Below are 14,402 nucleotides of genomic sequence, written 5' to 3' on the forward strand. Positions count from 1 at the left end.
GAGGCCCTCCGTCAGGCGATCAGTTGTTCGAGCACGCGTCGGTAGACGTTTTTGAGCGGCTCGATGTGTGCGACTTCGATATGTTCGTCGATCTTGTGGATGCTCGCATTCAACGGGCCGAATTCGATCACCTGCTTGCAGATGCGCGCGATGAAGCGGCCGTCGGACGTGCCGCCCGTTGTCGACAGCTCCGTGGTGATGCCCGTTTCGTCGAAAATCGCTGTTTCGAGCGCATTCGACAGCTCGCCGCGCGGCGTGAGAAAGGGCAGGCCGCTGACGGTCCATGTCAGATCGTAGTCGAGGCCGTGCTTGTCGAGGATCTGGTGCACGCGGCTTTGAAGCCCTTCGACCGTGCTCGCCGTCGAGAAGCGGAAGTTGAACATCACTTCGGCATGGCCCGGAATGATGTTGGTCGCGCCCGTGCCACTGTGCAGATTCGACACCTGCCACGTGGTGGGCGGGAAATATTCGTTGCCTTCGTCCCAATGCTCGGCGACCAGTTCCGCGAGCGCGGGCGCCAGCAGATGCACGGGGTTTTTCGCGAGATGCGGGTAGGCGATATGGCCTTGCAGCCCCTTGACCGTCAGCTTGCCGGACATCGAACCGCGCCGTCCGTTCTTCACCATGTCGCCGAAACGCGCGCTCGACGTCGGTTCGCCCACCACGCAATAGTCCAGACGCTCGCCGCGCGCCTGCAACGCATCGACGACCTTCACGGTGCCGTCCGTGGCCGGACCTTCCTCGTCGCTCGTAATGAGCAGCGCGAGCGAGCCGCGATGCTGCGGGTGCGCGGCGACGAATTCCTCGCTCGCCACCACGAAGCCTGCGATCGACGCCTTCATGTCGGCGGCGCCCCGGCCGTACAGCTTGCCGTCGCGATGAGTCGGCTCGAACGGCGCGGACGACCATTGCTCGAGCGGGCCCGTCGGCACGACGTCGGTGTGGCCCGCGAACGCGAGCAGCCTGCCGTCCTTGCCCGCCGAGCCGCGCTTGACGGCCCACAGGTTCGTCACGCCGTTCGATTCGATCGTTTCGCATTCGAAGCCGATCGCGGACAGGCGCTCGATCAGCAGGCGCTGGCAGTTCTGGTCGTCGGGCGTGACGGACGCGCGCGCGATCAGGGCTTCGGTAAGGGCAAGGGTGCCGGACATCGATTCAGTTCCAAACTCAGGTGAAAAAATGCCGGCCCAGGAAGGCCGGCAACAACATCACTACGTGGTGCAGATATGCCGCGTTCGTTCAGCCGAACAGCGTCGCGTATTGCTCGGCGGAAAAGCCCAGCGTCTTCACGCGGCCATTCACGACCACGACGGGCCGCTTGATGATCGACGGCTTGTGGATCATCAGCGCGATTGCGCCCGCCGTCGTATCCGCTTCGGCCTTGTGCACGTCGGACAGCCCGCGCCAGGTCGTGCCGCGCTTGTTGATGAGCTGCTCGAGCGACACGTCCTTCAGCCAGTCCTGAACCAGCGCATTCGACACGCCCGCCTTCTTGAAGTCATGGAACTCGAACTCGACGCCGTGCTCTTCGAGCCATACGCGCGCCTTCTTCACGGTGTCGCAGTTCGGAATGCCGTAGACGACAGTCTTCGCGGACTTCGCCATCAGTCGCCTCGCAGCAGTTCGTTCAGGCCGACCTTCGCGCGCGTCTTCGCGTCCACCTTCTTCACGATCACTGCGCAGTAGAGGCTGTGCGAGCCGTCCTTCGACGGCAGGTTGCCCGCGACCACCACCGAGCCCGCCGGAATGCGGCCGTACGTGACTTCGCCCGTTTCGCGGTCGTAGATTTTCGTGCTCTGGCCGAGGTACACGCCCATCGAAATGACCGAGTTCTCTTCGACGATCACGCCTTCGACCACTTCCGAGCGTGCGCCGATGAAGCAGTTGTCTTCGATGATGACGGGGTTCGCCTGCAGCGGCTCCAGTACGCCGCCGATGCCCACGCCGCCCGACAGGTGCACGTTCTTGCCGATCTGCGCGCACGAGCCGACGGTTGCCCACGTGTCGACCATCGTGCCTTCGTCGACGTACGCGCCGATGTTGGTGTACGACGGCATCAGCACGACGTTCTTCGCGATGTACGAGCCGCGACGCGCGATAGCGGGCGGCACGACGCGAAAGCCGCCTGCGGCGAAGTCCTCAGCCGTGTAGTTGGCGAACTTCGACGGCACCTTGTCGAAGAACTGGGAGTAACCGCCCGCCGGCATCGGCGCGTTGTCTTCCAGACGGAACGACAGCAGCACGGCCTTCTTCAGCCACTGGTTGACGACCCAGTCGCCATCTTTCTTTTCCGCGACGCGCAGCGCGCCCTTGTCCAGTTGCTCGATTGCATGCGCGACGGCTTCGCGCACTTCGGCGGGCGCGGCCTTCGGCGACAGGTCGGCGCGGTTGTCCCAGGCGTTATCGATGATCTGCTGAAGTTGTTGCGACATGGTGGTGGTGTCTGAAGAGAAAAGTTTGAAATCGGAAAGCGGTGAGGGCGAAGCGCCGCGGCGGCGCTTCGCCGCTTCTCGCGAAAGCCGTATGTCTTTTTGCGCTCAGCGTTCGAGCGAACGGCAAAAATCGACGATGCGCTGCGCGCCCTGCGTGCACTCGTCGACGCCGGCAACCAGTGCGAGGCGGACGAAATCGCGGCCTGGGTTCGTGTCGTGCGCGGTGCGCGCGAGATACGAGCCGGGCAGAACCGTCACATTATAGTCGGCGTACAGGCGGCGGGCGAACTCGGTATCCGACAGCCCGGTGCGTGCAACGTTCGCCCACAGGTAGAACGCGGCGTCGGGCAGCTTGACATCGAGCACCTCGGCGATCATGGGCGTGACAGTGGTGAACTTCTGCACGTACATCGCGCGGTTTTCGCGCACGTGCTTTTCGTCGCTCCACGCCACGATGCTCGCAGCCTGAAAGACGGTCGACAAGGCCGCGCCATGATATGTGCGGTATAGCAGGAACTGCTTGAGGATGGAGGCATCGCCTGCCACGAAGCCCGAGCGTATGCCCGGCACGTTCGAGCGCTTCGACAGGCTCGACAGCATCACGAGGCGCTCGAAGCCGCGGCCGAGCTTGTGCGCCGCTTCCAGTGCGCCGAGCGGCGGGCGCGCTTCGTCGAAGTAGATCTCTGAATAGCATTCGTCCGACGCGATCACGAAGCCGTGACGGTCCGACAGCTCGAACAGCTCCCGCCAGTCGTCGAGTGTCAGCACGGCGCCCGTCGGGTTGCCGGGCGAGCAGACGTACAGCAGTTGCGTGCGCGCCCAGACTTCGTCGGAAATGGCCGAATAGTCGCAGGCGAAGTTGCGCCTGGGGTCGCTATTGGCGAAGTACGGCTGGGCGCCCGCCAGCAGCGCCGCGCCTTCGTAGATTTGGTAGAACGGGTTAGGACAGAGTACGATCGCAGGTTCGCCGTTCGCGGTTTTCTTCGGGTCGATCACGGTCTGCGCGAGCGCGAACAGCGCTTCGCGCGAGCCCGACACGGGCAGCACCTGGGTGGCGGGATCGACGGGCGGCAGGTGGTAACGCGTCGTGACCCATTTCGCGATTGCTTCGCGCAACGCCGGCGTGCCGAGTGTGAGCGGGTACGACGCCAGGCCGCCAAGCGCATCGACCACGGCCTGCCTGATCAGTTCGGGAGTAGGGTGTTTCGGCTCGCCGATCCCGAAGCTGATGTGCGGCAGATGAGCGGGCGGCGTGGCGTCCTTGAAGAGCAAGCGCAGCTTTTCGAAGGGGTAGGACTGAAGGGAATCGAGTAGCGGGTTCACTTGGCGGTTCGGACGTGTTCGGTGACGGACTGACACAGGGGAGGGCGGCGAAGACAGCGGCCGTCACGCGCCGAACCTGTGTTGCGAAAGGCCAGGATCGGGCCGCATGCCTGTTAGCCGCGCGGCACCGACGACGATCGGCCGATTATAGCGTGTCGGCGAGCCGTGGCACGGCGCATCGTCCGATTGGACAAGGCGCGGCGGCACGCTTGCTGCAACGGAAACACGCCGAAAGCACGGCGGAAAAACGCCCGAAACAAGCCGGGACGGCGCCCGAAAAAGCGCTGCAAAGGCGCCCGAAACTCGCGGCGCATGCGACGCACGCAACGGCGAAAGCGCCCGGACTGGGCAGGAGACGCCATGCAGGCAGTATCCCGGTCGGGCGGCAAGCAATCGAACGGATCTGGCAGCACCGGCAACGGCAGGCCGCGAACACGCGCCGCTGGTGGCCGCAACATCGAAGGCACAGGGAATATGCACGACACGCTGGAAATCGCCGGGAGCGCCGCGCGATGAACGTTTCGCTTCGCAATGCATGGCCGACGCTCGCGATCATGATGGGCGCGTCGGTATGGGGCATGGTCTGGTATCCGCTGCGCATGCTCAACGCGCTCGGCGTGACGGGCACGGCGGCGAGCGCGCTGACGAGCGGCGCCGGGTGCCTCTTCGTGCTGCTGGTCCGGCGCAGCGCGATCAGGACGGTCCGCTGGCATTGGCTGTTGCCCGCGCTCGCGCTGTTCGCGGGTATCACGAATCTCGGCTTCGTGTGGGGCGCGATCCACGGCCAGGTAATGCGCGTGCTGCTGCTGTTCTATCTGACGCCCGCGTGGACCGCGCTCTTTGCGCACTTCATCCTGCACGAACGGCTGACGTGGGCGGGCGCGGGGCTGGCGGCATTGTCGCTGGCGGGCGCGATGATGATGCTGTGGTCGCCGCAGCTCGGGTTGCCCGTGCCCGGCAGCCTGGCCGAATGGGCGGGCCTCGCCGCCGGCATGTCGTTCGCGATGAGCAACGTGCTGATTCTCAAGACGAGCCGCGTATTGCCCGGCATGAAGGCCGAGATGCGCACGGCCGTCATCTTTGGCGGCGCGGCGATCTTCGGCGGATGCGCGTCGCTGTTCGAAGCGATGTCTGCGCCGCCGGCAGGCGGCCATATCGGCACGGCCGCCTTGCTCGTGCTCGGCATCGGCTTCGTGCTCGCGACCAACAACATGCTCGTGCAGTACGGCCTCGCGCGCGTGCCGGCCAACCGCGCATCGATCATCATGCTGTTCGAGATCGTCGTGACGGCGCTCACGGCGTGGCTGTTCGCGAGCGAAGTGCCCGGCCCGCGCGAATGGGCGGGCGGCGCGTGCATCGTGCTGGCCTCGGCGCTGTCGAGCTGGGTGCATCGGTCGAAGCCCGAACAGAAGACGGACGCCGGCAAGGATGGAAACGCTGATGGGGACGGTAAGAATCGCCCACGCGCGATGGTATGATTGCCCCTCATTGGCCGGCGGCGCAGCGTAGGGCGTGCCGCGGCGCCGGAATCGCAGCGGGCTCGCGCGCCGTTGTGCCGTTTGCGGGGCATGCGCCCTGGAACGGATCACACAATCGACCCCGCGCGTTCCGTTTCCATAAATTATTTTCCAAACAGCGATATCGCCGTGCGTCTGACCTCGATCAAACTCGCTGGCTTCAAGTCATTCGTCGATCCCACGCATTTCCAGGTTCCGGGCCAGCTCGTCGGCGTGGTCGGTCCCAATGGTTGCGGCAAGTCCAACATCATCGATGCCGTGCGCTGGGTGCTCGGCGAATCGCGTGCGTCGGAGCTGCGCGGCGAGTCGATGCAGGACGTGATCTTCAACGGCTCGACGGCGCGCAAGCCGGGCAGCCGCGCCAGCGTCGAACTCGTGTTCGACAACGCCGACGGCCGCGCCGCGGGCCAGTGGGGCCAGTATGCGGAGATCGCCGTCAAGCGCGTGCTGACGCGCGACGGCACGTCGAGCTACTACATCAACAATCTCCCCGCGCGCCGCCGCGACATCCAGGACATCTTCCTCGGCACGGGTCTCGGCCCGCGCGCGTACGCGATCATCGGGCAAGGCATGATCGCGCGGATCATCGAGGCGAAGCCCGAAGAACTGCGCGTATTCCTGGAAGAAGCCGCGGGTGTGTCGAAATACAAGGAACGCCGCCGCGAAACTGAGAATCGTCTGCATGACACGCGCGAAAACCTGACGCGCGTCGAGGATATCGTTCGCGAACTGACGGCGAATCTGGAAAAGCTCGAGGCGCAGGCCGTCGTCGCGACGAAGTTCAAGGAACTGCAGGCCGAAGGCGAGGAGAAGCAGCGTCTGCTGTGGCTGTTGCGCAAGAACGAAGCGGGCACCGAGCAGGACAAGCAGAAGCGCGCCATCGAACAGGCGCAGATCGACCTGGAAGCGCACACCGCGAAGCTGCGCGAAGTCGAGGCACAGCTGGAAACGCTGCGCGTTGCGCACTATTCGGCCAGCGACGCGATGCAGGGCGCGCAAGGCGCGCTGTACGAAGCGAACGCGGAAGTGAGCCGCCTCGAGGCCGAGATCAAGTTCATCGTCGAATCGCGCAACCGCGTGCAGGCGCAGATCGCCGCGCTGACGGCGCAGCGCGAGCAGTGGCTCGCGCAGGCGCAAAAAGCGCAGGACGATCTGGAAGACGCCCAGGCGCAGCTCGAGGAAGGCGAGGAAAAAGCCGCTATCGCGGAAGAAACGGCCGCCGCGAAGCACGACGCGCTGCCCGCACTCGAAGCGCGCTGGCGCGATGCGCAATCGCAGTTGAACGAGGAGCGCGCGGGTATCGCGCAGACCGAGCAGGCGATCAAGCTCGAGGCGGCGCATCAGCGCAACGCCGATCAACAGTTGCAGCAGCTGCAGCAGCGTCATGAGCGTCTGAAGACGGAAGCGGGCGGACTCGACGCACCCGACGAGGCGCAGCTCGAAGAACTGCGCATGCAGCTCGCCGAGCATGAAGAGATCTTGCGCGACGCTCAGGAGCGTCTCGCCGACGCGCAGGACACGCTGCCGCTCGTCGATGCCGAGCGACGCGCCGCGCAGGAGCGGGTACAGGCCGAAAGCGCGCAGATCCATCAGCTCGAAGCGCGTCTGGCCGCACTGCGCCAGCTGCAGGAGAACGTGCAGACGGAAGGCAAGATCCAGCCGTGGCTCGACAAGCATGAGCTTGGCGCGTTGCCGCGTCTGTGGAAGAAGCTGCATGTCGAAGCCGGTTGGGAAACTGCGCTCGAATCGCTGCTGCGCGAGCGTCTCGCCGCGCTCGAAGTGTCAAACCTCGACTGGGTCAAGCACTTCGTCAGCGACGCGCCGCCCGCCAAGCTCGCGTTCTATGCGCCGCCCGCAGCGGGTGCGCCCGTCGCGGCGCCGGCGTCGCTGCGTCCGCTGCTGTCGCTCGTGCGTATCGACGACGCGGGCATTCGCGCCGTGCTGAACGACTGGCTCGGCAACGTATTCGTGGCCGACGATCTCGCCCAGGCGCTGTCGATGCGCGCGCAATTGCCCGAGGGCGGCGCGTTCGTCGTGAAGGCAGGCCATGTCGTGACGCGCGTCGGCGTGCAGCTGTATGCGGCCGACTCGGAGCAGGCCGGCATGCTCGCGCGTCAGCAGGAAATCGAGAACCTGACCCGTCAGGTCCGCGCGCAGGCGCTGCTCGCCGAAGAAGCGAAGGCGGCGGCGATCCGCGCGGAAGCGGCGCACACGCAGGCGTCGAGCGTGTTGACGGACGTGCGTCAGCAGGCCGAGCGCGCCACCCAGCGCGTGCATGCGCTGCAAATGGACGTGCTCAAGCTCACGCAGGCGCACGAGCGCTACACGCAGCGCAGCACGCAGATCAGCGAGGAGCTTGAGGAAATCGCCGCGCAGATCGACGAGCAGCGCGGACTGCGCGCGGAATCGGAAGCGAACTTCGAGCGTCATGACGCCGAGCTCGCCGAACTGCAGGCGCGCTTCGAAGACAACCAGCTCGCGTTCGAAGCGCTCGACGAAGAGCTGAGCAGCGCGCGCAACGCGTCGCGCGATCTCGATCGTGCCGCCACCGACGCACGCTTCGCCGCGCGCAACATGGCGAACCGCATCGATGAACTGAAGCGCAGCATCCAGGTGGCGCACGAGCAGAGCGAGCGCGTCGCCGGCTCGCTCGAAGATGCGCGCGCGGAACTCGAAACGATCAACGAGCAGACGGCGCATACGGGCTTGCAGGACGCGCTCGACATTCGTCGCGCGAAGGAAGAACTGCTGCACGCCGCGCGTCTCGAACTCGACGATCTGACGGCGAAGCTGCGCCAATCGGACGAGTTGCGTCTGACGACGGAACGCGCGCTGCAGCCGCTGCGCGACCGCATCACCGAATTGCAGTTGAAGGAACAGGCGGCGCGCCTGAACGCCGAGCAGTTCATCGAGCAGCTGACGGCCGCGGGCGTCGACGAAGCGGAGTTGCAGGCGAAGCTCACGCCGGATATGAAGCCGTCGTACCTGCAGGGCGAAGTGACGCGCATCAACAACGCGATCACGGCGCTCGGACCCGTCAACATGGCCGCGCTCGACGAACTGAAGGCGGCGACCGAACGCAAGACTTTCCTCGACGCGCAGTCTGCCGACCTGACGCACGCGATCGAAACGCTCGAAGATGCGATCCGCAAGATCGACCAGGAAACACGGACGCTGCTGCAAGGCACGTTCGACGAAGTGAACCGTCATTTCGGCGAGCTGTTTCCGCGTCTGTTCGGCGGCGGTCAGGCGAAGCTGATCATGACGGGCGACGAAATTCTCGATGCCGGCGTGCAGGTGATGGCGCAGCCGCCGGGCAAGAAGAATTCGACGATTCACCTGCTGTCGGGCGGGGAAAAGGCGCTCACGGCAACCGCGCTCGTGTTCGCCATGTTCCAGCTGAACCCGGCGCCGTTCTGTCTACTCGACGAAGTGGACGCGCCGCTCGACGACGCGAACACCGAGCGCTTTGCGAACCTCGTGCGCGCGATGTCGGACAAGACGCAATTCCTGTTCATTTCCCACAACAAGATCGCGATGGAAATGGCGCAGCAGCTGATCGGCGTGACGATGCAAGAGCAGGGCGTGTCGCGGATCGTCGCCGTCGACATGGAAACGGCTGCGGGATTTGTCCAGAATATCGTTTAAACGACCCTCCGCGCGCGGCGCTGTCGTTGTGCGCGGATATTGCTGAAACAGGATTGATTTCGCGGTAACCGTCCACCCGCGTGCAGCCGTTCGGGCTTTGCGCGGGTGTTACTGAATGGAATTGTTCGCTGCGCGCTGTCGTCCGCAGCGGCGGTGCGTGTGAGCCTTCCCGGCACGCGTACAGGCCGCGCGATCCAGACACGGCGTGCCGGCGGTGAGAAGAATTGCAGATGGAGCGTGCATGGACGAGTTGACACTCGGTTTGATCGGCGCGGGCGCCGTGGTGGTCGGGGGCGTGGTGGTCTACAACGCGTGGCAGGGCGCCAAAGTGCGCCGCCGGATGCCGCGTCCGATGCCTGCCGATCCGGCAGAGTCGCTGGCGCGCGACGACCAGCACGAACAGAGCCCGTTCATCGAGCCGGCGCGCCCGACGACGCGGCGTGAATCCGCAACGGGCGAGCAGGCTGAGGCCGCGCGCGTCGAGCCGACGTTCGGCGCAGCCGCCCCGCTCGACACGCCCGCTGACATTCAGGCGGAAAACACGTCGCCGAACGGCTTTCCCGAAGACGAGTCCGAGGCGCAGCCGGCCGCCGCGCATCACGCTGATCAGACAGATAGCGTGGATGATGAGCGCCACGAGCCGATCCTGCCTGCCGCCACGACCATTTCGTCGGCGCCGCCCGCAATCGTCGATCGACGCATCGATTGCATCGTGCCCATCAGGCTGACCGCCCCCGTCGCGGGCGACAAGGTGCTGCCGCTCGCGCAGCGTCTGCGGCGCGCGGGGAGCAAGCCCGTGCATATCGAAGGCAAGCCGGAAGGCGGCGGCGCATGGGAGCTGCTGCAAAACGGCGTGCGCTACGAAGACCTGCGCGCGGCCGCGCAGTTGGCCAATCGCAGCGGTCCGCTCAACGAACTGGAGTTTTCCGAGTTCGTCACGGGCGTCCAGCAGTTCGCCGACGCGCTCGACGCATCGCCCGAGTTTCCCGACATGATGGAAACGGTGTCGATGGCGCGCGAACTGGACGGCTTTGCCGCACAGTGCGATGCGCAGCTGTCGATCAACGTGCTTTCGGACGGCGCGCCGTGGTCGGCGAACTACGTGCAGGCCGTCGCGTCGCAGGATGGCCTGCTGCTATCGCGCGACGGCACGCGCTTCGTCAAGCTCGACGAGAAGCAGAGCCCCGTGTTCATGCTGCAGTTCGGCGATACCAACTTCCTGCGCGACGACCTGACGTACAAGGGCGGCCAGATGATCACGCTGGTGCTCGACGTCCCTGTTGCCGACGAAGACATTCTGCCGTTCCGGTTGATGTGCGATTACGCGAAGTCATTGGCGGAGCGTATCGGCGGGCGCGTTGTCGACGATGGGCGCCGCCCGTTGCCGGAAAGCGCGCTGCTTGCGATCGAAAAGCAACTGATGACGCTTTACGCGAAGCTCGAGCAGGCGGGCATCCCGGCCGGCTCGCCCGCGACGCGGCGGCTGTTTAGCCAGTAGCATCTGCTGCATTAGCCGCCGAGCGCCGCCGCTTGCGGAGAAGCCGCCGATCGTACCAACCGAACCAACGGAACCTCCAGAGCCGCCTGACGCACACCGATGCTTCAGGCGGTTTTCTTTTGCACGCCAGGATTCGCGGACCTCGCAGCGTGATACATGCGTTGGCCGCGCCATCTCATCCGACGTCATCCTGCCACGGCTGTCCACTGATCCATGCCTTGATCGCCGTCACGACGGCTTCGTCCCTGCCATAGAACCCATGGTGCGACAGTGCCTCGCACGGCTTGCTGCGGACGTCGCCGCCGTGCACGGTGATCAGCGGGTACTGGCCGCTTTCGGCGATGCGTTTTAGTGCTTCGTACGAGCAGAGGAAGCAGCCGTCATCGGCGTGATGCACGTATAGCTGGCGCGCGCGGATCGCGCCATAGTGGAAGCCGACAAGTGGCGTGGCCTGACCGCGTGCGGGACTACTCAGCGTGGACGTATGTACCACGGCGTCCCAGACTTGAGGCAACGCGCGCCCGACGAAAGCCGTGGAGATCGTGCCGCGGCTCGTGCCGACCAGCACGAGCTTCGCTTGAGGAAAGCGGGTGTGCAGGTCTGCCGCGACCCGGGCGAGATCCTGCGCCGAGCGGGGCGACGCGCGGAACGCGTCGGAGTAGCCGCCGGGCTGATCCGACGGTGCATCGACGATCGCAGTCGCGAACTGCGCATCCACGAAAAGCGCTCGCGCGCGAATCAGGAAGTTGTTTTTCTCGCGCACGTGGATCGAGCCGTCGGGCTGTGTCGACAGTTCGAGATCGCCCTCGCTGCCCGGAAACATGACGAGCACCCACTTCGGCTGGCTGACGTCCTGTTGCGTGAGCAGATAGGCGATCGATGCGCCCCGTTCCAGCGGCACGTTCACAACCTGTTCGCTTGCGCGCGCGAAGCTCGCGTGAGACGCCGCGATCGTCAAGGTCAAGATGAGCAGGGCGTGCACGAAGCGGCTGATGAATGAAGGCATGTAAGGTTCTCTCGGTCGATGCGCACAGTAGGCACGCGATGAACGGCAGGCGACAAGGTCGCATCGCATGCTGGACGCTGTCAACGCGTTGCGCCCGAATTAGCCGATCGGCCAGGACTTGTAGGAACAGGAGTGGGTTTGCGGGCGCACGAAACTGGCCATTCGGCCGATGCGACGGGAAGCGCTTCCTGAGATAATCTGACATCCCGTTACCTCCGCCGAAACGCCGACAGCATGGCCCGAACCACAGTCCCTGATCCTGCAACCAGCGCACCCGCCGAGCGGGCGTTGTGGCTGCGCGCCGAACTCGAGCGCGCGAACCACGCGTACTACGTGCTCGACCAGCCGGACTTGCCCGACGCCGAGTACGACAAGCTTTTCAAGGAACTGCAACTGATCGAAAGCGAGCATCCCGATCTGATCACACCGGATTCGCCCACTCAGCGTGTCGGCGGCGAGGTGGCGAGCGGCTTTCGGCCCGTCGTGCATGACATGCCGATGCTGTCGTTGAACAATGGTTTCTCGGACGAAGACGTCGCCGCCTTCGACAAGCGCGTGTCCGACACGCTGCATCAAAGTCCCGTCGACTATGCCTGCGAACTGAAATTCGACGGCCTTGCAATCTCGCTGCGGTACGTCGATGGCAAGTTCACGCAAGCGGCCACGCGCGGCGACGGCGCAACGGGAGAGGACGTGACGGAGAACGTGCGCACCATCCGTTCGATTCCGCTCACGCTCAAGGGCAAGCGCGTACCAAAAGTGGTCGACGTGCGCGGCGAAGTGCTGATGTTCAAGCGCGATTTCGACAAGCTGAACCAGCGTCAGCGCGACGCAGACCAGCGCGAGTTCGCGAATCCGCGCAACGCAGCGGCGGGCAGCTTGAGGCAGCTCGATCCGAAGATCACCGCGCAGCGTCCGCTGTCGTTCTTCGCATATGGCATCGGTGTGCTGGACGGGGTCGAGATGCCCGCCACGCACAGCGAACTGCTCGACTGGTATCACGAGATGGGGTTGCCCGTGAACACGGAGCGAGCCGTGGTTGAGGGCGCCGAAGGGCTGCTTGGTTTTTTCCGCAAGGTAGGCGAGAAGCGCGACAGGCTACCGTACGACATCGATGGTGTCGTCTACAAGGTCAACCGGCGCGATCAGCAGGACGCGCTCGGCTTTGTGTCGCGTGCGCCGCGCTTTGCGCTTGCGCATAAGTTTCCGGCCCAGGAAGCGCTCACCAAACTTGTCGCGATCGATGTGCAGGTTGGCCGCACGGGCGCGATCACGCCAGTGGCCCGGCTCGAGCCGGTGTTCGTCGGCGGCGCGACGGTGACCAACGCGACGCTCCATAACGAGGACGAAGTACGCCGCAAGGACATCCGCATCGGCGATACCGTGATCGTGAGGCGCGCGGGCGACGTGATTCCCGAGGTAGTGGGCGCGCTGCTCGATCGCCGGCCGGCAGATGCACATGAGTTCGTCATGCCGACGCAATGCCCCGTATGCGGCTCGGCAATCGAGCGTCTGCCCGAAGAAGCGATTGCGCGCTGCACGGGCGGCCTGTTCTGTCCTGCGCAGCGCAAGCAGGCGTTGTGGCATTTCGCGCAGCGTCGCGCGCTCGATATCGACGGTTTGGGCGAGAAGATCATCGACCAGCTTGTCGAACTGAATCTGGTGCGCACCCCTGCCGATCTGTTCAATCTGGGTTTCGCAACGCTCGCTGAACTCGACCGCTTTGCGGAAAAGTCGGCGCAGAACCTGCTCGACTCGCTCGAAAAAGCCAAGCACACCACGCTTGCCCGCTTCATTTATGCGCTCGGTATCCGGCACGTGGGCGAGTCGACGGCAAAGGATCTGGCGAAGCACTTCGGCTCGCTCAATCCCATCATGGACGCGAGCGTCGACGAACTGCTCGAAGTAAACGATGTAGGGCCCGTGGTCGCCGAGGCGATCCACCAGTTCTTCGCCGAAGAGCACAACCGCACGGTCATCGAGCAGTTGCGGGCGCCCGGCAAGGTGACGTGGCCGGAAGGTCCGCCCGCGCCGAAGGCGCCGCAGGGCGTGCTGGCGGGCAAGACGGTGGTGCTGACGGGCACGCTGCCCAACATGGGCCGTGACGAGGCGAAGGAGTTGCTGGAAGCGGCCGGCGCGAAGGTGGCGGGCTCGGTATCGAAGAAGACCGACTACGTGGTGGCGGGCGCGGAAGCGGGCAGCAAGCTCGCGAAAGCCGAGGAACTTGGCATCCCCGTTCTCGACGAAGATGGTATGCGTAAGCTCCTGGAGGGGCACACAACATGATCCACGAAATCCTCAAGATGGGTGATCCGCGCCTGTTGCGCATCGCCAAGCCTGTTGATCACTTCGACACGCCCGAACTGCACGAGCTCGTCCGGGACATGTTCGAAACGATGCACGACGCCAACGGCGCGGGTCTTGCCGCCCCGCAGATCGGCGTCGACCTTCAAGTGGTGATCTTCGGTTTTGGCCATAACGAGCGCTATCCCGACGCGCCTTCCGTGCCCGAAACGGTGCTGATCAATCCGACCATCACGCCCGTCTCGCTGGATACGGAAGAAGGCTGGGAGGGCTGTCTGTCGGTGCCGGGCCTGCGCGGCGCGGTGAGCCGGCTGTCGATGATCCGCTATCACGGCTTCGACCAGTTCGGCAAGCCCATCGATCGTGTCGCCGAGGGGTTTCACGCGCGTGTCGTCCAGCACGAGTGTGATCACCTGATCGGCAAGCTGTACCCGATGCGGATCACGGATTTCTCCAAGTTCGGCTTCACCGAGGTGCTATTTCCGGATCTCGATCCGAAAGCGGACGATTGAACCGGCGCGTCGTTCAGGGCGGCCGAGCCGAACGGGAGAAGGAAAAAGAAAAGCCCGCAACTGCGGTAATGCCGTTCAGTTAAGGTCTTTTCTGAGGTACCGAACGGTGTAACGTGAAGGGCGGGATTTGACGACCCGGTCGCATGCGCGGCCGGGTCGTTT

Annotated in this window: 10 protein-coding genes; 5 read left to right on the forward strand and 5 right to left on the reverse strand. The window is 64.8% G+C overall.

What is annotated here, in order from left to right; all coding sequences use genetic code 11:
* Positions 1-11: 11 nt before the first annotated feature.
* The 4 genes from dapE to dapC all read right to left on the reverse strand — a co-directional run bounded on the left by dapE (position 12) and on the right by dapC (position 3,755).
* On the reverse strand, positions 12-1,151 hold the full coding sequence (dapE, locus tag H3V53_RS28090) for a succinyl-diaminopimelate desuccinylase (RefSeq protein ID WP_336600704.1): 1,140 nt from the start codon (positions 1,149-1,151) through the stop codon (positions 12-14).
* A gap of 88 nt (positions 1,152-1,239) precedes the next feature.
* Positions 1,240-1,605 carry an ArsC family reductase gene (locus H3V53_RS28095; RefSeq protein WP_054926618.1) on the reverse strand — a complete coding sequence of 122 codons (366 nt, stop codon included), beginning with the start codon at positions 1,603-1,605 and terminating at the stop codon, positions 1,240-1,242.
* Positions 1,605-2,432, reverse strand: coding sequence for a 2,3,4,5-tetrahydropyridine-2,6-dicarboxylate N-succinyltransferase (dapD, locus tag H3V53_RS28100; protein WP_336600705.1), 828 nt, complete (start codon positions 2,430-2,432; stop codon positions 1,605-1,607). Before dapD ends, H3V53_RS28095 begins: the two co-directional genes overlap by 1 nt.
* Positions 2,433-2,537: 105 nt before the next feature.
* Positions 2,538-3,755 carry a succinyldiaminopimelate transaminase gene (dapC, locus tag H3V53_RS28105; protein WP_336600706.1) on the reverse strand — a complete coding sequence of 406 codons (1,218 nt, stop codon included), beginning with the start codon at positions 3,753-3,755 and terminating at the stop codon, positions 2,538-2,540.
* 512 nt (positions 3,756-4,267) lie between these two features.
* Between dapC and H3V53_RS28110 the strand changes: the two genes are divergently transcribed.
* The 3 genes from H3V53_RS28110 (at position 4,268) to H3V53_RS28120 (ending at position 10,418) form a co-directional block, all read left to right on the forward strand.
* Entirely contained in the window at positions 4,268-5,233 is a 966-nt protein-coding gene (locus H3V53_RS28110) for a DMT family transporter (protein WP_336600707.1), read from the forward strand.
* A gap of 168 nt (positions 5,234-5,401) precedes the next feature.
* The gene (gene smc, locus H3V53_RS28115) at positions 5,402-8,920 is read left to right on the forward strand and encodes a chromosome segregation protein SMC (protein ID WP_336600708.1); all 3,519 of its coding nucleotides are present in this window, start codon (positions 5,402-5,404) and stop codon (positions 8,918-8,920) included.
* 241 nt (positions 8,921-9,161) lie between these two features.
* Positions 9,162-10,418, forward strand: a complete 1,257-nt coding sequence (locus H3V53_RS28120) for a cell division protein ZipA C-terminal FtsZ-binding domain-containing protein (protein WP_336600709.1) — start codon at positions 9,162-9,164, stop codon at positions 10,416-10,418.
* Between the two features lie 175 nt (positions 10,419-10,593).
* Here H3V53_RS28120 and H3V53_RS28125 read toward each other — a convergent pair whose 3' ends face one another.
* Positions 10,594-11,424, reverse strand: coding sequence for an alpha/beta fold hydrolase (locus tag H3V53_RS28125; RefSeq protein WP_336600710.1), 831 nt, complete (start codon positions 11,422-11,424; stop codon positions 10,594-10,596).
* Between the two features lie 234 nt (positions 11,425-11,658).
* On the opposite strand from H3V53_RS28125, the gene ligA reads away from it, so the two are divergent.
* Complete coding sequence (gene ligA, locus H3V53_RS28130) at positions 11,659-13,710, forward strand: NAD-dependent DNA ligase LigA (RefSeq protein WP_336600711.1); 2,052 nt, start codon at positions 11,659-11,661, stop codon at positions 13,708-13,710.
* Positions 13,707-14,240 carry a peptide deformylase gene (gene def / locus H3V53_RS28135; RefSeq protein ID WP_054926394.1) on the forward strand — a complete coding sequence of 178 codons (534 nt, stop codon included), beginning with the start codon at positions 13,707-13,709 and terminating at the stop codon, positions 14,238-14,240. Before ligA ends, def begins: the two co-directional genes overlap by 4 nt.
* Positions 14,241-14,402: the final 162 nt, after the last annotated feature.

Origin of the sequence: Paraburkholderia bengalensis, assembly GCF_037126505.1 — a bacterium.
GTDB lineage: Bacteria > Pseudomonadota > Gammaproteobacteria > Burkholderiales > Burkholderiaceae > Paraburkholderia > Paraburkholderia bengalensis.